This is a genomic window from Actinoplanes palleronii (assembly GCF_016862315.1).
Classification (GTDB): Bacteria; Actinomycetota; Actinomycetes; order Mycobacteriales; family Micromonosporaceae; genus Actinoplanes; species Actinoplanes palleronii.
In genome coordinates, this window is the sequence record NZ_BOMS01000026.1 from 1 (window position 1) to 17,187 (window position 17,187).

General features: G+C 68.7%; 17 protein-coding genes and 1 pseudogene. 7 read left to right on the top strand and 11 right to left on the bottom strand.

Annotation, left to right across the window (positions count from 1 at the left end; translation table 11 throughout):
- The coding region (locus Apa02nite_RS09910) for a RidA family protein (protein ID WP_203824769.1) at window positions 1–558 on the top strand (558 nt) is incomplete at its 5' end.
- A 46-nt stretch (window positions 559–604) separates the two neighbouring features.
- Here the strand turns inward: Apa02nite_RS09910 and Apa02nite_RS09915 are convergent.
- Together Apa02nite_RS09915 and Apa02nite_RS09920 are read right to left on the bottom strand one after the other, a co-directional pair.
- Window positions 605–1,042 (bottom strand): hypothetical protein, encoded by a 438-nt coding sequence (locus Apa02nite_RS09915; RefSeq protein ID WP_203824770.1) that lies wholly within the window; start codon window positions 1,040–1,042, stop codon window positions 605–607.
- Between the two features lie 478 nt (window positions 1,043–1,520).
- Window positions 1,521–2,012, bottom strand: a complete 492-nt coding sequence (locus tag Apa02nite_RS09920; protein WP_203824771.1) for a peptidase inhibitor family I36 protein — start codon at window positions 2,010–2,012, stop codon at window positions 1,521–1,523.
- 223 nt (window positions 2,013–2,235) lie between these two features.
- On the opposite strand from Apa02nite_RS09920, the gene Apa02nite_RS09925 reads away from it, so the two are divergent.
- Entirely contained in the window at window positions 2,236–2,433 is a 198-nt protein-coding gene (locus Apa02nite_RS09925) for a hypothetical protein (RefSeq protein ID WP_203824772.1), read from the top strand.
- A complete protein-coding gene (locus Apa02nite_RS09930; RefSeq protein ID WP_203824773.1) occupies window positions 2,430–2,861 on the top strand; it encodes an MEKHLA domain-containing protein in 432 nt (143 codons plus the stop codon). The genes Apa02nite_RS09925 and Apa02nite_RS09930 overlap by 4 nt, the downstream gene beginning before the upstream one ends.
- A 67-nt stretch (window positions 2,862–2,928) precedes the next feature.
- Here the strand turns inward: Apa02nite_RS09930 and Apa02nite_RS09935 are convergent, their stop codons facing one another.
- Window positions 2,929–4,308 carry an FAD-dependent oxidoreductase gene (locus tag Apa02nite_RS09935; RefSeq protein WP_203824774.1) on the bottom strand — a complete coding sequence of 460 codons (1,380 nt, stop codon included), beginning with the start codon at window positions 4,306–4,308 and terminating at the stop codon, window positions 2,929–2,931.
- Window positions 4,309–4,664: 356 nt separating this feature from the next.
- Between Apa02nite_RS09935 and Apa02nite_RS09940 the strand changes: the two genes are divergently transcribed.
- The 3 genes from Apa02nite_RS09940 to Apa02nite_RS09950 all read left to right on the top strand — a co-directional run bounded on the left by Apa02nite_RS09940 (window position 4,665) and on the right by Apa02nite_RS09950 (window position 8,332).
- Window positions 4,665–5,033 carry a hypothetical protein gene (locus tag Apa02nite_RS09940; RefSeq protein ID WP_203824775.1) on the top strand — a complete coding sequence of 123 codons (369 nt, stop codon included), beginning with the start codon at window positions 4,665–4,667 and terminating at the stop codon, window positions 5,031–5,033.
- Window positions 5,034–5,124: 91 nt separating this feature from the next.
- On the top strand, window positions 5,125–6,438 hold the full coding sequence (locus tag Apa02nite_RS09945; RefSeq protein ID WP_203824776.1) for a hypothetical protein: 1,314 nt from the start codon (window positions 5,125–5,127) through the stop codon (window positions 6,436–6,438).
- Window positions 6,439–6,652: 214 nt separating this feature from the next.
- On the top strand, window positions 6,653–8,332 hold the full coding sequence (locus Apa02nite_RS09950) for a serine/threonine-protein kinase (protein WP_203824777.1): 1,680 nt from the start codon (window positions 6,653–6,655) through the stop codon (window positions 8,330–8,332).
- On the opposite strand, the gene Apa02nite_RS09955 is transcribed toward Apa02nite_RS09950, so the two are convergent.
- From Apa02nite_RS09955 to Apa02nite_RS09985, 7 genes and pseudogenes are all read right to left on the bottom strand, one after another.
- The gene (locus tag Apa02nite_RS09955) at window positions 8,299–9,102 is read right to left on the bottom strand and encodes an AfsR/SARP family transcriptional regulator (protein ID WP_203824778.1); all 804 of its coding nucleotides are present in this window, start codon (window positions 9,100–9,102) and stop codon (window positions 8,299–8,301) included. The genes Apa02nite_RS09950 and Apa02nite_RS09955 overlap by 34 nt on opposite strands.
- Before the next feature lie 34 nt (window positions 9,103–9,136).
- A complete protein-coding gene (locus Apa02nite_RS09960; RefSeq protein WP_203824779.1) occupies window positions 9,137–9,568 on the bottom strand; it encodes a LuxR C-terminal-related transcriptional regulator in 432 nt (143 codons plus the stop codon).
- 18 nt (window positions 9,569–9,586) lie between these two features.
- Window positions 9,587–9,865: a hypothetical protein gene (locus Apa02nite_RS09965; protein ID WP_203824780.1), complete on the bottom strand. Its 279-nt coding sequence runs from the start codon at window positions 9,863–9,865 to the stop codon at window positions 9,587–9,589.
- Window positions 9,866–10,491: 626 nt separating this feature from the next.
- Window positions 10,492–11,790 (bottom strand): AAA family ATPase, encoded by a 1,299-nt coding sequence (locus Apa02nite_RS09970; RefSeq protein ID WP_203824781.1) that lies wholly within the window; start codon window positions 11,788–11,790, stop codon window positions 10,492–10,494.
- 213 nt (window positions 11,791–12,003) lie between these two features.
- Window positions 12,004–12,563, bottom strand: a pseudogene (locus tag Apa02nite_RS09975) (IS701 family transposase); the annotation flags it as partial.
- Window positions 12,564–12,742: 179 nt separating this feature from the next.
- The gene (locus Apa02nite_RS09980; protein WP_203824782.1) at window positions 12,743–13,618 is read right to left on the bottom strand and encodes an alpha/beta fold hydrolase; all 876 of its coding nucleotides are present in this window, start codon (window positions 13,616–13,618) and stop codon (window positions 12,743–12,745) included.
- Window positions 13,619–13,682: 64 nt separating this feature from the next.
- A complete protein-coding gene (locus Apa02nite_RS09985; RefSeq protein ID WP_203824783.1) occupies window positions 13,683–14,378 on the bottom strand; it encodes a GNAT family N-acetyltransferase in 696 nt (231 codons plus the stop codon).
- A gap of 211 nt (window positions 14,379–14,589) precedes the next feature.
- Between Apa02nite_RS09985 and Apa02nite_RS09990 the strand changes: the two genes are divergently transcribed.
- A complete protein-coding gene (locus tag Apa02nite_RS09990; protein WP_203824784.1) occupies window positions 14,590–15,852 on the top strand; it encodes an MFS transporter in 1,263 nt (420 codons plus the stop codon).
- A gap of 181 nt (window positions 15,853–16,033) precedes the next feature.
- Here the strand turns inward: Apa02nite_RS09990 and Apa02nite_RS09995 are convergent, their stop codons facing one another.
- Window positions 16,034–17,179, bottom strand: coding sequence for an IS701 family transposase (locus tag Apa02nite_RS09995; protein WP_373872897.1), 1,146 nt, complete (start codon window positions 17,177–17,179; stop codon window positions 16,034–16,036).
- Between the last annotated feature and the right edge of the window lie 8 nt (window positions 17,180–17,187).

A 17,187-nucleotide genomic window follows, 5' to 3' on the forward strand; every position in this document is an offset into this window, starting at 1 on the left:
GTGGCCAGGAGCCTGATCAGCGGAATCCGACGCAACGGCTGCTTCAGCATCGAGCAGTCGGCGAGACAGGCCAATCAACCCGGCGGTGTAACGTGGCGACGCGCTCCGAACATCAGCACAGATCGGATCACCATCGTGCAAGCTCTGCAACGCGTGAATCCCACGTCCGCCCCGGCGCCGAAAGGTAAATACAGCCAGCTGACCATCGTGGCGGCCGGTACCCGCACCGCGACCTTCGCCGGGCAGATCGCCACCGATGCGTCGGCCGGTGCCGCTGAGCAGACCCGCCTCGTCTTCGCCGCCATCGGTGAGCTCCTGGCCTCGCAGGGTGCCACGCCCAGCGACCTGATCAAGTTGACGACGTTCGTCGTGGGACGTGACTCGCTCGCCGAGTTCAACACGGCCCGCGACAAGGTCTACCACGAGTGGTTTCCCGAGGGCGACTTCCCGGCCAACACCCTTGTCCTGGTGGCCGGGCTCGCGATCGAGTCGTCGCTGGTGGAGATCGAGGGAAGCTTCGTCTGCCAGGAATCCGGCGGACAACGGCGACCCGGTTAGGTCCCCTCCTCACCTCGCCGCGGGGCAAGGCATATCCCAGCCGCGTTCACGGCCCGGTGATGGCGAATCGGCTCAGCTCCTTGCCGGAGGCGTCCAGGGCGGTGACGGTGGTCATGATGCCGCCGTCGCCGGTGACCTTCGTGTTGTCGAACCAGAAGACGACGACGTCACTGTTCGCGCTCCAGATAGCCGTGGTCGCTTCCACCTGACGGCCGTCGAGATCACCAGTGATCTTGGCTGGGGCGCCGACAAAGTAGCCGAAGGCCGGCTGCTGGGCGCCGTTCTCCAAGGTGGCGGCCCCCTCGACGGCGTGGAAGCCCTGGGCGAGGCTGTCTCCTTGGACCTCGTAGATGTCGAGAGCGGGTTCCAATGATCCGTCGCTCTTCTTCGCGTAGAGCGCGAATCCGAATGTCGCGTTCGGAGAGTTCTTGTTGTGGACCGCCTCGCCCTTGATCACCCACTCCCGTGATGTCCCGGCCGACATGCCGTATGAATCACGTCGCCCGGCAGTTTGGTGGTGCGACGAGAGGTAGGGGAAGAAATCGCAGCCGGGCTCGAGCTGTCGACGACCGCCGGCGAACCTGTCGTTGCTGTCTGACCGGCGCAGCCGGTGGTCACGAGCGTCGTCGCAAAGGCCAGAAGAAGAAAGTGTGTTCTGTTCATGGAGTTCTCCCGGAAGGATCGCCGTGGCTGAAAGAGTGAGCCCACCAGACCGAATCCGGACCGGGGGCGTTCGATGCGATGGCTGAGGATGGACAAACGAGACGATGCCCCGGTGAAGTTATCCGTTTCCACCTGACAGGCACTTCCGGCTGGTCGCACGCCGAAGCAGAGGGAAGCAGGACACCGTCCTCCCCGGTGATCGGATTGCTGCGGCCATCCGAGGAGCCCTCAGGCAAAACGGCATCTGGGCCAGCCCGCTATCTAGCGGCCTGACCCAGACACCTCAAACGTCAATGTTGCTAGCACCAGTCCGGCGCCGTGCAAGGCGCAGCAATGAAACGGGCCGAAGACGCCGTGTCGTTGTAGACTCCACCGCCGGTGAAGTTGGCCCATCCACGGGGCTGGACCCGCTGCCAACGGCCGCCATAGCCGCCTTCGGCGTAGACCTCCAGCCACTGGTCGGTGTTGTTGTGGACGGACGACGCCTGGTCGTTGAGATTCACGCCGTTGTGGAAAAGGTGATTCCAGAACTTCTGCTCGCCGGGCCCGCCCTGGGCGAGGGCGGCCAGTGTGGCCGGGCTTCCGTGGCCATTGCTGTCCTGGTAGAAGCAGACCTGTCCGTTCGGGCAGCTATAGTCCGCCAGCGCTGGCGAAGAAACCGCGAAAAGGGAGCCGATAACGGCTACCGTGGTCCCGATTCCCGCGCCGAGAGCACGCCTGTTCAAAACCTTCATTGAATCTCCCATCGTCTCAAAAAATCGCGCAGCGAGGACGGCAAGCGGCCGGTCCATCGCACATCTTCCTAGAAGAGGCTACTGAGATGGACTTGAGAAAATGTTTACCGCCTCTGAATCGATGCTCGGCGAAAATCCGCAGCGCGTGGCCCGTCCGCACTCCATCCCCTCAGATTCGCCGGCTCAGCTGAGGGGACACTAACCTTCGATACGGAAGATCTAGTCTTTCTCCAGAGAGGGGCACTAGGTTGTCGCGGGGAACCAAATTCACATGACACGCGTGAAACCCATCAAAGGCGTCACGGCAACACGACTGAACGGTCGATACGAAACCCGTTGTGAAGACGTTGACCGGTCCCGCCCGACCTGTGGAGAGCTCGACGCCGGCCTGATCACGGCGTTCGAACAGCACCCGATCCACGCGGTGCTGGCCACCTGCGCCGAGATGCGTCCGACGGTCAGCATCTCCGTCCAGTGACACCCCAGCTGCTCGTGGACAGCTACCGGCGGCTCACCGGCCGGGAGCTCGTGCCTGAGGGGCTGCACGGCGACAAGGCTGCCGAGTGGCTCGATCGGGCGCCGTTCGGCCTGCTCGCCCACGACACCGCGACCGACCCCGTGGTCATCTATGCCAATCAAAAGGCACAGACCTTATTCGCGTACGGCGATAAAGGTCTTCTGGGTCTGCCCTCGCGCCTCGCCGCGGGCACGCAGGACCAGCAGTCGCGTCAGGCGTTCATGGAGTCGGTGCTGGACAAGGGTTACGTCGACGACTATCGCGGCCCGCGGGTCCGCAAGGACGGCACCCCGTTCTGGATCGAGGACGTCACGATCTGGAACCTCGTCGACGCCGACGGGACGCTCGCCGGTCAGGCCGCCCTGATCCGGCGCACCACACCCGCCTGAGAACGACCGGCCGCGGTCGTGTTCGCTCCACGACCGCGGCCCGTTCGCCGGGAGCCGGGCTCCGGGATCACGAACTCAGGACCTCGACGCGACCGGCGATCGGCCGGACCGGTGCGGGGAGTCGTCTCAGCCGGGCCAGCAGGGCCCGCGCCACGACGGCGGGGGTGAACAGCGTGGCCGGGTGCTTGAGCATCTGGGTGACGTCGGCGAAGGCCGTCGCGACGAAGCAGTCGACCACGGCGGCACGCACGATCTGCCGGACTATCCACCGCCGCGCGTCCCCGGTTTCCGGCGATCGCGTGGAGATCGCCCAGGCGGCGTCGACCACCACCTTCTGCATCGCCAGGTAGTCGCGGGCGGGAAAGTCCAGGTCAGGGGCCGACCGCAGGTACAACGACAGCGCGGAGGCGTGCAGGGCGGCCGAACTCAGTCCCTGGCCGTAGAAGGGGTTGAGCGAGGCGACCGCGTCGCCCACCGGGATCAGCCGCGCGGGAAACTGCGTGCACGCCCAGAAGTCGCGGCGCCGGCTGTCCACCAGCCGGTAGGTCACGACCTCACCGATCAGCTCGTTCTCGGCCACCCGGCCGAACGGCTCGGGCAGCAGATGCCGCAGCCGGCTCACCATGTCCTCAGCGGTGCCGCCCGGCCGGCTGTCGCCGATGCCGCCCTGCATGACCAGGTAACGATCGCCCTCCACCGACTGGAAGATCGCCCCCTCGCCGGTCGCCGGGTCAAGCGCCGCGGCCCGCCGGACCGAATCCTGCTCGGGCGGCCGCTGGAAGACGGCGGTCGCGTAGTTCACGGCGTCGCCGCCGCGCAGCATCGGCGGACGGTGCCAGCCCGCTGCGGTCAGCCAGTCAGTCACCCGGCTGCCCCGGCCCAGCGCGTCCACGACGAGCCCGGCCGGCTGACGTACGCCGGCCCCGTCCGCCTCGTAACGGACAGCGGTGACCGCGGAACGGTCGAACTCCAGGCCGGTCACCCGGCCGGTGACCATCCGGACGTTGGGGACGGCCGCCAGCTCGGCACGGATCCGCTGCTCCAGGTAGGGGCGGGTCATCGACAACACGGCGCGATCACCGATGCTTACCTTCGGCACGCCGTTCGCGTACGACCGGGAGCTCTCCGCCGTTATCCGGACCGCGCCCCCGGCCACGGCACGGCCGGTGAACCCGGGGAACCACCGCTCGATCTGCCGGGTGAAAGCGGCGAGCAGAACGTGCACCTGGTTGCCGTGCGGCACACCCGCGCGGGTGCCGCTCGCCGCCGGGCCGCCATCACGCTCGACGATCAGCACCGTATCGGCGTGGTCGGCCAGGACCCGGGCGGCGAGCATCCCCGCGACGCTGCCGCCCAGCACGATCGCCGTGTCCAGGCGCAGGGCCGGACCCCGCGGCGGCAGATCCGAGGCGATCCGCGCGAAAGTCGTGACTGTGGTCGCGGGCATACGATGAATTCCATTTCGTCGATAGCGAGCATTCGAATACTTCAACGGGCGGAATCGCGGCGTTCTCGACGGCGCGGGAAATTCCTGACAGCGGCGCCCGGAGCCGCAGCCCGGGCGATTCGCCGGATCCGTCCGATGAAGTCGCTGTCCAGTGAAAATCTTTCGCGCTGGTGTTGACTCTCTCTCGGTCCCTCACGTCCACCGTCACCGTCAGGGGCCGGCGGCGACTGCCACGCAACGGCGCGGGGCAGTCGCCGCGGGTTTTCTTTCGCGGGTAAAGAAGCACTCAATTTGACGTGCAGTGGCGTTCCGTAATTTCCGTCGGCGGGATAGATCACACCGGCGGAAAGGTCACCATGTCAACCGACGTCTCCATTGCACCGGTCGCAGCCGAGAAGCCGGGCACCCATCGGCGGGAAAAGGAAGACGGCCGGGCAGCCACGTTTCTCGCCATCTGGCTCTACCTGGGCGGCGGGGTAGTCCTCACGGCAGGGCTCTGGCGGGATCCCGGAGGCCGGCGGGTGGCCGGAAACCCCGGGGACACCGACAATTATCAATGGTGGTTCGGCTGGATCGCGCACTCACTGCATCACCTGAACAATCCATTCTTCACCGATGCCATGAACATGCCGGCCGGCGTGAACCTGATGTCGAACACGTCGATGCCGCTGGTGGCGCTGCTGCTGTCCTGGCTGACCCTGCTCGCGGGTCCGCTGGTGACCTAGAACGTCGTCCTCGCTCTGGCGCCCGTGGCCGACGCGACGGCGATGCTCTTCTGTCTGCGTCCGCCTGGGCCTGAGCCGGCCCGCGGCCGCGGTGGGTGGCGCGGTGTTCGGATTCGCGCCGGCGATCGTCAACTCGATGGTGGGCCACGTCTCGATGGCGACGGCCGGCCTGCTGCCCGTGATCGTGTCTCTGAACATCGCGGCGTGGACGACGACGAAGCGGCGGCGCGTGGGCATCGGGCTGGGCTTGGCGGCGCTGGCGCAGGTGCTGATCGGCGAGGAGATCCTGTTCCAGGCCGGTCTGGCGACCTTCGTCATGCTGGTCGTTCAGTTACTGAGTCGCCCGAAGACGTTCTGGTCGGCCGTTCCGGGCGCCCTTTGGGTGTACGCGTGGGCGCTCGCGGTCTTCCTCCCGCTCGCCGCCTATCCGCTCTACACCCAGCTCTTCGGGCCGATGCGATCGCAGGATTCGCCATTCTGGATCGACTACTTCGCTGCGGACCTCACGTCGTTCACCACGCGTTCGGAGAACATCTGGAACGGGCCCGCGAACGAGATCGCGGCGCTCCCGGGCGGTGGTCCGGCCGAGCATCTGGTCTATCTCGGGCTCCCGCTGCTGCTCACCTGCCTGGCGATGATCCTGCTCCGGCAGGCCGATCCACGGGTCCGCGCGGCCGGGGCGGGTTTCGTCACCTTCGCCGTGCTCTCGATGGGCGGGACCCTCTGGGTGCATGGCGAGCAGACGAAACTGGCGATGCCCTATCACCTGCTCGGCAAGGTCCCGGTGCTGGAGCGGGCCCTGCCCAGCCGGCTGGGTGTGGTCACCGCGATGTTCGCGGCCGCCCTGCTCGCCCTGGCGCTCGACGCCCTCGCCTGCTCCGCGCGTTCCTCGGCGCGAACGCTCGCCGCAGCCGGCCTCGTCGGACTCGTCGCCGTCACGTTGCTTCCGCGGCCACTCGCGGTGGAACCGGTGCCGGACATTCCGCGTTACTTCAGCACCGCCGCGCGGGAGTTACCCCACGGCACCAGGGCATTCGTCGTCCCTGTCGCGACGCCGCACCACACCGAGCCGATGCGGTGGCAGCAGGCGGCGGACTTCTCGTACTCGACGCCCGACGGATATTTCCTGGCCCCCTCGGGTGAGGAACGGCGGACGCTCATCGGCGTCAACCCCGGCCCGATCGAGCAGGTCTTCGTCTCCCTGGAGGAGGACGGGACCGTTCCTGCCATCACTCCCGAGCTGTCCCAGGCACTGTGGAAGCAACTGGATGACTGGGGCGTCACGACGGTGATCCTCGGCCCGAGCGTGCACTTCCAGCAGCATGCCGACCTTCTCACCCGGTTCCTCGGCGAGCCGCGGGTAGACGCCGATGGCGTAAAGGTGTGGTTCCTCGCCCCAGCATGAGGTACCAAGGGCCGGACGCGGAGATCGAGTCCCCACGTCCGGTCCAGGATTCTCCCGAATTTGCATGTGACATTTATCAATGCGTGAGTATCTTCTAATTTTCCACGTTCCACCTTCCGAGCATCGACAGGTCGTAACGGGGGAATGGCCCATCGTGGCCGCCTGTGACGGCATGGCCATTCACAGGAATGGTGACTCAGATATTGTCGCCGCCGTGTACGACTCCACCCTGCGCATCATTGCCGGTAGATACCGCCTCGTCCGCCCGATCGGCTCCGGCGGGATGGGCCGGGTCTGGGCTGCCCGCGATGACCTGCTCGGCCGTGACGTCGCCGTCAAGGAGATGCTGCCGCCGCGCGGAGTCACCGCCTACGAGATGGACGCCTTGTGTGAACGGACCATGCGTGAGGCACGAGCGACCGCGCGTCTGACACACCCGAACGTCGTACGGGTCATCGACGTCGTCTCGGATCGGGACCTGCCCTGCATCGTGATGGAGCTGGTTCCGTCCCGCTCGCTGTTCGAGGTGGTCCGTGACGAGGGGCCGATGGACCCCGAGGAAGCGGCCCGGGTCGGGCTGGACGTTCTCTCCGCGCTCCGGGCCGCTCATCGTGAGGGTCTGCTGCATCGCGACGTGAAGCCGGCCAACGTCCTGCTCGGCCATGACGGACGGACGGTTCTCACCGACTTCGGGCTGGTGGCGATCGCCGGTGACTCGCGGATGACGGCGACGGGAGTCGTGCTCGGGTCGCCGTCCTACCTCGCCCCGGAGCTCGCCCTCGACGGCTTTCCGGGAGAGGCCTCCGACCTCTGGTCGCTGGGCGCCACCCTGTACGCCGCGGTCGAGGGCCGGCCGCCCTATTCGAAGTCGACGCCGGCCGCGACGCTGGCGGCGCTGGCGACCGAGTTGCCGCGGCGACCGAGACGCCCGGGTGTGCTGGCCGACGTGCTGGAGGGTCTGCTACATCGCGACCCGGAGTTCCGCATCGACGCGTCGACCACCGAGGAGTTGCTCAGGGTCGCGGCGGGTGAGCCGTCGCGGTCGCCGGTCCGGGCCGCGATCCGGGCGGAGCGGTCCGGCGAACAGGTCTTCGGGGACCTCGACGGCATCCGGGCCCCGCTGCCGTCCGAGGCCGGTATCACCGCCGCCGTGCCCGCGACGAAGGCGTCCCGCCGCGGGCGGATCCTGCTAGCGGCCGCCGTGGTCGTCGCGCTGATCGCCGCCGCCTTCCTGGCCCGGCCCTACCTGCTGCCCGGCGACGACCGCTCTGGCGACGCCACGAGCGGCGGTACCGAGGTCAGCGCGCGACCGGCCATCGGGGCGGGACTGGTGGCGGCGGCACCGTCGACCTCGCCGTCGATCGCGCCGTCCGCCGCCCCGTCCACTCGGGTGAAACGATCCACAACGGCGACGCGCCGGACCAGTCCCACGGCCACCCGGACCGCCGAGGGCGGCGCGGGCAGCACCCCGGAGGCCGGCGGGGACACCGCGCCGACGCTCGTCGTGGCGTACTACGAGGCGATCGTCAACGACCGGTACGTGACCGCCGACAACGAGGGGACGTCGCCGCTGATCGCGTTTCCCGACGCCGCCGGTGCCTGGGAGACGTGGGACGAGATCAGCCTGGGCAGCGGCAAGATCGCCCTGCGCGCGGAGATCAACAACAAGTACGTGACGGCCGACCCGGACGGCGTCGAGCCGCTGATAGCGAGCGCCGACACCGTCGGTGACGCGGAGACCTTCAAGCTGATCAAGAACGCCGACGGGACCGTCAGTTTCCTGGCCCTGGCGAACGGCAAGTACGTGACCGCCGCGAACAGCGGGCTCGACCCGCTGATCAACACCAAGACCACTATCGGTCAGGCCGAGAAGTTCGTGCGCAGCACCCTGTGATCGCCGCGCAGGCCCAGATAGGCCGCCCGCAGGTCGGGCCCGGGTCCGATGCCCAGGTCCTCGTCCAGCATCCGGGTCACCGACTGGTGGACCCGTAGGGCCTCGGCTCGACGGCCGGTGGCGGCCAGCGTCGTCATCAGGGTCGCCTGGACCAGCTCGTTGAGCGGGTCGATGGCCGCGGCACGACGCAACGGCGCCACCAGACGGGCCGGGCGGCGCAGCAGCACCGCGAGCTCGGCGGCGGCCACGACCGCCTCACAGAACTCGCCGTCGAGGGTCGTGAACAGGGTCTGCGCCGACGGCGAGTCGGCCAGGCCGTCCGCGGTGGCGCCCCGGCCCAGCCCGATCGCCTGCTCGTAGACGTCGAGCGCCCGGCCGGGCTCATGGCGATCCTCGTGGGCGCGCGCCTGCGTGACCAGGGCGCGGAACCGGATCACATCCACCTCCGCCGCGCCGGCGACGAAACGATAGGCGTTCCCGTTCCGTACCAGACAAGCGCCTTTGATCCGGGGAGCCAGATCGGGCTCCAGCGCACGGCGAAGCGCGCCGACGTACTTGTGGATGATGTTGATCGCGCTGGGCGGGGAGTCGGCCCACATCAGCTCGGCCAGTTCGCGGACGCTGACGTCCTCCCCCGGGCGGGCCAGCAGGATGGCCAGCATGCAGCGTTGCTGCCATGGCCCCGCGTCGATCTGCTCGTCACGCCGTGAGACGCTCAGCGGACCGAGGATCCGCAGTGACAGTGCCGCGCCCGCGGTCTTCTCGATCATCCGCCGACGGTAGGCAGCCGGACGGCCGGTCAGGCTACGTCGGATGACGTAATGTCCGGGCCAGTTCGGTGCGGGAGCTGACGTTGACCTTCGGGTAGATCCGGTACAGATGGGTGCTGATCGTGCGGGGCGAGAGGAACAGTCGCTCGCCGATCTCCCGGTTGCTCAGGCCCGCCGCGACGAGCCCGGCGATCTGCTGCTCCTGCGGGGTGAGCAGGGACAACGCGTCGATCGGCCGGCGGCGCGTCTCGCCTGTCGCCCGCAACTCCGACCTCGCCCGGTCGGCCCACGGCGTGACGCCGAGCGAGTCGAAGGTGGCCACCGCGTCGCGCAGCAACGGCCGGCACTCGGTGATCCGGAACGCTCGGCGCAGTGCCGCGCCGTACGTGAGCTGCAGTCGCGCCCGGTCGAAGGGCCACCCGGTCAGATCCTCGGCGAGCGCCCGCTCGTAGTCGCCGGTGAGCACCGCGCGGGCGTAACCGAGTCAGACCCGCAGCGCGGGCGAACGGCTCTGCACGGCAATCGGTTCGAGCGCGGCGACCACCGGGCGCAACTCCCCCTGGAAGCCCCCGAGCACGGCCGCCTCGCTCAGGTGGCCGAGCGTGAGCAGTTGATAGTTCGGGAACCAGGCGCTGTCGTCGCGGTCGAAGATCCGCATGAGCTGCCGGAAGGCGTCCTCCGAGTGCCCCTCGGCGAGCGCGGCCACCCCCCGGATGCGCTGGGCCAGGGCCAGCATCGGCAGCCGGCCCGCCGCGCGCAGCACCTGCTCGGCGACGTCGGCCCGGGCCCGCGCGGCGGCGACCTCGCCGCCCAGCGCCTCGGCGAGCCCGGCGACCAGACTGCCGCCCAGAACCCACGCCGGCTGCCCGGTCTCGGTGGCCAGGGCGATGCTCTCGGCCGCAGCGGCAGGGCGGCCCGGGTGTCACCCAACCCGGCGGACGCCGACGCGGCCGTGCTCAGCGCCTGCGCCAGCGTGCCGATCCGGCCCTGGCCGCGCAGGTCGGCCGCCGCGGACAGCGCCAGGGACCGAGCGGTGTCCAGCGCGCCGACAGAGAAGGCGGCGATGGCCAGCTCGGACCGGCGCGTCGGCGGCAGGTCCATCCGGATCGCGAAAGCGCGTAAGCGGTCCAGCTCGGCGGCGCCCTGGTCGATCGGCGCGATGTTCAGCAGGATCTCACTGCGACGCGGGTCATCCTCGGGCAACCCGAGACCGAGCGCGACTTCGACGATCCGATCTCGCACGACCGCCGGCACATTCGCGTAGTAGGCCGCCAGCGAGATCTCGCTCATCGCCTTGACCGCGGTGGCCGGGTCGCCGTCGCGGCGCATCGCGTCGATCAGCTCGGCGTAGATCGCCAGCCGCTTCGCTCCCGACCCGGACTGATGCAGTTAGACCTCCCGGATCCAGATCAGCCGGGCCCGATCGGCGGGTCTCAGGGCGGACTCGTCGATCTCGGCCAGCAACCGCCGTACCGTCGCGGAATCGCCTTGTTCATGGGCCAGATCGCAAGCCCAGATCTGCCGGCTGCCCCGTTCGGCGGGGTCCGCGCTGAGCTGGACCGCACGGGCGGCGGCGGCCAGCGCGACCGCGACGGCGTTCTGCTGGGCGGCGCCGAGGGCCGTGGCGAACAGCTCGCGGGCCATCTCCTCGTCCGGGCCGGGCACGGCCGAGGCCCGATGCCACAGTTGCCGGTCCGGCTGTCCGGCCAGCACCTCGGCCAGCGCGGCATGGATCTCCCGACGGGTTCCGGGGGCGGCCCGCTGACGCAGGGCCGAGCGCAGCAGCGGGTGACGGAAGCGCACGTCGTACTGCTCCCCCACCGTCACGAGCCGGGCCGTGACGGCGGGCTGGATCGCGTCGGCGGGCACCTCCGCGCCGTCCAGGACGGCCGCGACGCGCAGGATCTCGTCGAGGTCGCTGCCGTCGTCGAACGCCGCGATCGACAACAACTGCCTGCTCGCCGACGGCAGATGGGCGACCAGGTCGTTGAAACTGCGCTCCACCCGCGCGCTCAGTGGCAGCGACGAGGGCAGCAGCGCCGAGCCGCCGGAGCGGGCCACCGCGGCGGCCAACTCGACGATGCCCAGCGGATTTCCGGCGGACTCGCTCAGCACCCGCGTCCGCAACGCCTCGGGCAACCCGGGCGCGGTCCGGTCCAGTAACGTCCCGGCGTCCCCGGCTGCGAGCGACTCCAGCCGTAACTCGGGAAGTCCGGCCGCGGCCAGTCGACGATCGATGTCCTCGCCGTCGCGAACGGCCATCAGCACGGCGATCCGGTCCGACTCGACCCGGCGGCCCAGGAACGCCAGCGTCTCCCAACTCGACACGTCCAGCCAGTGCGCGTCCTCGACGGTGAGCAGGATCGGGTCGGGTGCGCCGCCGAGCCGGTCGATCAGCTCGATGGCCCGGTGGTAGGGCGACTCGGCGGCCGACGGGGCGAGCCGTAACGGCCGCAGCAGGTGGTCGAGTCCAGCGAACGAGATCTGCACTTCGGCCTGCACCCCGGTCACGCGCAAGATTCGCAGCCCGCGCTCCCGGCCGGTCCGCAAGGCGTGCTCCATCAGCGTCGACTTGCCGAGACCGGCTTCGCCGCGCAGCACCAGAGTCGCGCCGCGCCCTTGAACCGCGTCGCTCAGCAGCGTCTCGACTGCACTGATCTCGTCGGCCCGCCCGACAATCTCCGCCATCACCACATCCTGCAACGACGGTTAGATCGACCGTGCGGTGGAGTCCGCTCCGACGGCCGCGAGCCAGGCGAACGCGGTCATCGACAGGGTGACGTGGGCATGCCACGCCCGCCAGTCCCGGACCTGATACTGGTCCAGTCCGGCGTGCTCGCGGGCCGCGCGAAGACACTGCGTCAGCCCGGGATCAGCGTGGGTGACCACGCGCAGGGGCCGGATTCCGGCATCGAGGGCCCGGGCCACCATCTGCTCGCCGATCTCCTCGTGGGTGGCGAACGTCATGCCGTCGGCGACGCCGGCTTTCCGGCATCGGTCCGGATCATCGATCCACTTCTCGGGCAGGAACAGCTGCCGATCGATCAACGTCTGGCCACGGGCGGAACGATAGGCCAGGAAGATCTCGATCTGACAGTTCTGCCGCCGTCCCGAGCCGGTGGAGTACTGGCGGCAGACTCCGGCCGACTTGATCCCCTTCTTGGCGAAGGCCGTCTCGCCGACAGTCAGCCCCCGTGCCGCTGGGCGAGATGCTCGATCGCGTAATCCCGGACGTTGTCCCGGACGCCATCCACGTCCCAGTCCGCGGAGCGCAGCAGCCGTTGCATCCCGTCCGGCGAGGCGTCGCCGGCCCAGTCGGCCAGGGTCCAACCGTTCTTGCGGGCCAGGCCGGTGAGAAGGCCGGACACGTACGCTCGGGCCCGTCGCCGGGGCTCGGCCCGGGCGAAGCGAGCCGCGATCCTGTCATGCAGCCGGTCCAGTTCGGCCTGTGGTTGCGCCATTGCTCACATTCAGCCAGCAGACACTGGACGCGGAGTTGACGCGGCGATCAGATCTCGGCAAGCAACCCCCGAACCAAGGTGGGTCTTCGCCCCGCCCGCCGACCGGGCGGGCAAGCGGTCCGGACGCCCAGAGGTGATGAGCCAGGGGTGGACTCGCCCTCCGGAGCGTCAGCTCGCCATCACTCGGTGACCGGCCGCCCCCGGTTGTCAGAGAACAGCGCCTCCACGGCGTCATGGAACGCCTCCGGCTCCTCCAGATGACCGAAGTGACCACTGTTCTCGAGAATCACCAGCCGGGAGCCCTGGATACCCCGGTGCAGCATCTCCGACCAGGCCGGGCCGCAGATGAAATCGTGGCGGCCGGTGACGACCAGCGTGGGGACGGTCAGCGAAGACAGTCGCGAGCGGTAGTCGACAAGGTCGCCGGACACCTGTACGGCCCAGGCCCGGACGTTCCTGCGCAGCAGGTCGAACTCGGCCCGGCGGCCCCAGAAGTCGGCGAAGTAGAGCGGAAGGTAGTCGCGCAGGATGGCGGTCTTCTCCGCATGCGTCACCCGGGAGTCGGGCCGGTTGAACGCCGCGGCCACGACATCGATGTCCGGAATGCCCGCATGCCGTTCGAGGTAGGTGGCGGCCTTCACCTTCACGGCCGCCCAGAATTCCCCGTCGGTGACCGGTGAGGTGCTGTAGAGGATGAGACCCGCGACGCGGTCACCCCGGCGCAGCGCGAGTCCCTGGGCGGTGAATCCGCCGTGTGAGTGGCCCAGCAGATGAATCCGCGGCACGCCCAGATGCTCGACGAGCGCGTCCAACAGGTCGACGTAGGTCTCCACAAAGGTCGCGTCCTCCGGTAACGGCCCGGACTCTCCGGTTCCGGCCGGTTCCGCGTACACCATGGTGAAGTTCTTCTCCAGACGCGTCGAACGCAGGTAGGTGTACTCGACGCCGGGCCCGCCCGACAGGGTGATCATCACCGGGCCGGAACCGGCGACGTGATAGACCTGCCGGATCCCGTTCGCTACGAATGCGTGCGTCCCCGGCTCGAGGCTGTTCATGGATCGGTCCCTTTCGAGAGGCGGTCATCACAGCGAAGATGCCGCCTGCCCCTCGAAAGTTCGGTCAGGACCTGGGCGCGGTAAACAGACTCCAGGATTCGACGTGCCGAAAGCCCATCGATTCGTACAACGCGAGGCCCGATCCGGAAGCGTGCAGATAGGCGAACTCGGCACCGGCGGCGAAACCGTCCCGCATCACCCGGACGGTCAGCGCACGGCCGAGTCCTCTGCCCCGCGCCCGGGGGGTGACAGCGATGTTGTAGACGCCGATCGCTCCGGGACCGGCGATGCCGAAGGCGGTGCCCTCGGCGAAGCCGGGCGGTCCGGCCAGGTAACCGGTCAACCGGTCCAGCACCGCTCCGCCCATCAACGGTCCGAGCGACTCGGCCGGAAACTCGAAGCCCGCGGCGAGGGCGGCGGTGTACTCGCCGGCCTCGGCCGAGGTGACCTGCCTGATCGTGGCGAGGTGCTGAGGCTGCGCGGTCAGCATCGCCTCACCGGCCGGACAGGCCATCACGTTGATGGCGCCACGGTCGGTCAAGCCGTACCGGCCGGCGACCTTCGAAGCCATCGTGTCGAGCGCGCCGAGGTCGGGGCTCGTAGAAAGGCTGACCGCCAGGTTCAGCGAGGGAAGACCGCTCTGGCTGACCAGCGCCGTCGCATCACTCTGCTCGGCGTGCCAGCCGAGTGGAGTCGCCCGGACGAGTCGAACATTCGCGTCCAGCCACGCGGCCGCGATCCGGTCGGCTTCGACCTTCATCGGGGTTCCTTCTCTCATCTCCGAAGCAGGCGAACGGAGCCGCCTTGCCTCAGCGACAACGTATTTCCTCTGAGTTGACGCCCTCTTGACGGTGACTGGAACGCTGCGGCGGCCGGATCTCCAGGCTCATCACGCGGTGATCGCCGTACCCGGTGAATGGGTTGTGAAAGGGATCCAGTCCCTGTTCAGTGCACGCCGCAAGGATTCGACCATGCGTAACCGGGCGTTCGAAAAACAGTGCACGGCTGAAGAGAGCCGGCACACCACCGCGACCAAGCCGATCCGGCACACCGGGCTGACGCTGTTCGCACTCGCCCTAGGCACCTTCGCCATCGGCACCGGCGAGTTCGGCAGCAACGGCATCATCCAGCTCTTCTCGTCCAGTCTGGGAGTCTCCATCCCCGTCGCCACCTACGCGATCACCGCGTACGCCTTCGGGGTGATGTTCGGTTCGCCGGCGATCACCATCCTGGCCGCGCGGATGAACCGGCGGACCCTGCTGCTCGGCCTGATGGTGCTGTTCCTGATCGGCAACATGCTGTCGGCCATCGCGCCGAACATCGCCATGCTGATCGTCTTCCGATTTATCACCGGCTGCGTGCAGGGGGCCTACTTCGGGGCCGGCGCCGTGGTGGCGGCCTACGTCTACGGGCCGGGCAAGGGCGGCAAGGCGTTCGCCACCGTGATGGGTGGCCTGACGATCGCCACCATCTTCGGCTCACCCCTGGGCACGTTCATCGGCCAGTCGGCGAGCTGGCGGGTCACTTACTGGACCGTCGTCGGGGTCGGCGTCCTGGCCACCCTCGCGCTGTTCGCCTGGCTCCCGCGTACCGACGAACTACGCGGCGGATCGGTCACCAGCGAGCTCGGCGCCCTTCGCCGGGTCAGCGTGTGGCTGATGGTCGCGGTCGCCGCCCTCGGCATCTCCAGCATCTTCGCCGTCTACACCTTCATCGGGCCGTTCGTGACCGACGCCGCGCACCGCAGCCCGTCGGTCATCCCGTTCGCGCTGGCCGTCTTCGGCCTCGGCATGGCGGCCGGCAACTTTCTCGGCGGCCGGGTCGCCGACCGTCACGAGAGCCGCGGCCTGACCTGGGGCTTCGGCGGCGTCCTGGTGCTGCTCGTCGTGATCGGGGTCGCGGGGAGCAACCTCGCGGTGCTGATGCCGGCGCTGTTCGGGGTGGGCGCCACCATGATGTTCGCGATTCCCACCATCCAGGTCCGGCTGACCAACGCGGCGCCCGACGCGCCGACCCTGATGGGCGCGCTCAACCTGGCGGCGCTCAACCTGGCCAACTCGCTGGGCGCGATCGGTGGCGCCTTCACCCTCGACGCTGGCTGGGGCACCCTGTCCACGGTGTGGGCCGGGCTCGCCCTGACCAGCGCCGGGCTCCTGCTGTTCGCCGCAGTGGTGCTCAGGGCCAAGCCGGCCCCCGCCGTGGCGGAGGCCGTCGCGGCTGGGGCCGGGGTCTAATACTGCTACGACGGTTCGTACCCTTCGAGGCGTTCGAGTCGTTTGCGGTAATGAGAATCGCGGGCCCGTTGGATGCAGAGCCGTCGAAAGTTTGACCAGGCAAGCACGTGTTTGGCGGCGTGCTCGACGGTCAGGATGAGTTTGGCGAACAGGCGCCTGATCTCGTTGCTGCTCAGCGGGATCAGGCTGTCTTCGTCTGCTTGCTCGATGGCTTGCCGGTGACAGCCTCGGCGGTGCGGATGATGGTCAGGAATGCGGCGGCGGCCATGGCCATGGTGATGTGTGCGTACCAGGCGTCGTAGCGACGGACCTGGTACTGGTCCATCCCGACCTCGTTCTTGGCCGTCTGGAAACTCTCCTCGACCGCCCACCTCGCGCCCGCCGTGCTGACGAGGGTGCGTAGCCGGGTGCCTCGCGGCCCGAAACACACGTAATAGGCCAGCTCACCGGTGCTGATGCTGCGGCGGGCCAGGACCCAGCCGCGGCGGCCGTGCGGAAACTCGGCACGGACCGGGACGCTGACCCAGTCGTGTACGCGCGGCCCGTGGGCACCGTCACCACAGGACATCCGCCGCCACGCTCCCGCTCTCACCTTGGCGATCAGCTGGTCGACACGGGTGACGGTGTGCAGCCCGGACGGCGCCTCGTGATCCTTACGGGTGGCCATCACATAGGCGATGTCTCGTTCTTCGCACCATTCCCGCAGTTTGCGGTGCTGCCCATAGGCCTCGTCAGCGGTGAACCAGGCGAACGGCACCTTCGCCTGCACCGCGCGTTCCAGCATGGACTGCGCTTGTTCGGGCTTGGTGGCGAACGCGACGTCGTCAGGAATGTGCGCTCGGCCGCAGCGGTCGCGGTCGGCGGTCCAGGACTGCGGCAGATACAACTCGCGGTCGATCAACGCCCGTCCGTACCGGGTGTGATACGCCAGGAAGACCCCGATCTGACAGTTGTCGATCTTACCGCTGGTGCCGGTGTACTGCCGCTGGACCCCGGCCGAGCCCTTGCCTTTCTTGATGAACCCGGTCTCGTCGGCGACCAGTACCCCGCCCTCGTCACCGATCGCCTCGACCAGGCCGGCCCGGATCTCGTCGCGGACCGCGTCCCGGTCGAAACACGGACTGCACAGCAACGCCTGCATCGAGTCCGGAGTGTCATCCCCGGCCTGTTCGGCGAGGGTCCAGCCATTACGCCGTCCAAGAGGCGCCATCAATCCACGCAGATATTTACGGGCCTGCCAGCGGGTCTCCACTCGCCCGAAATGATGCGAGAAACCCAGGAAGTACTCCTGGAACGCGTCATCCCAGCCTACCTGCTCAACCGTCACCACGCCTG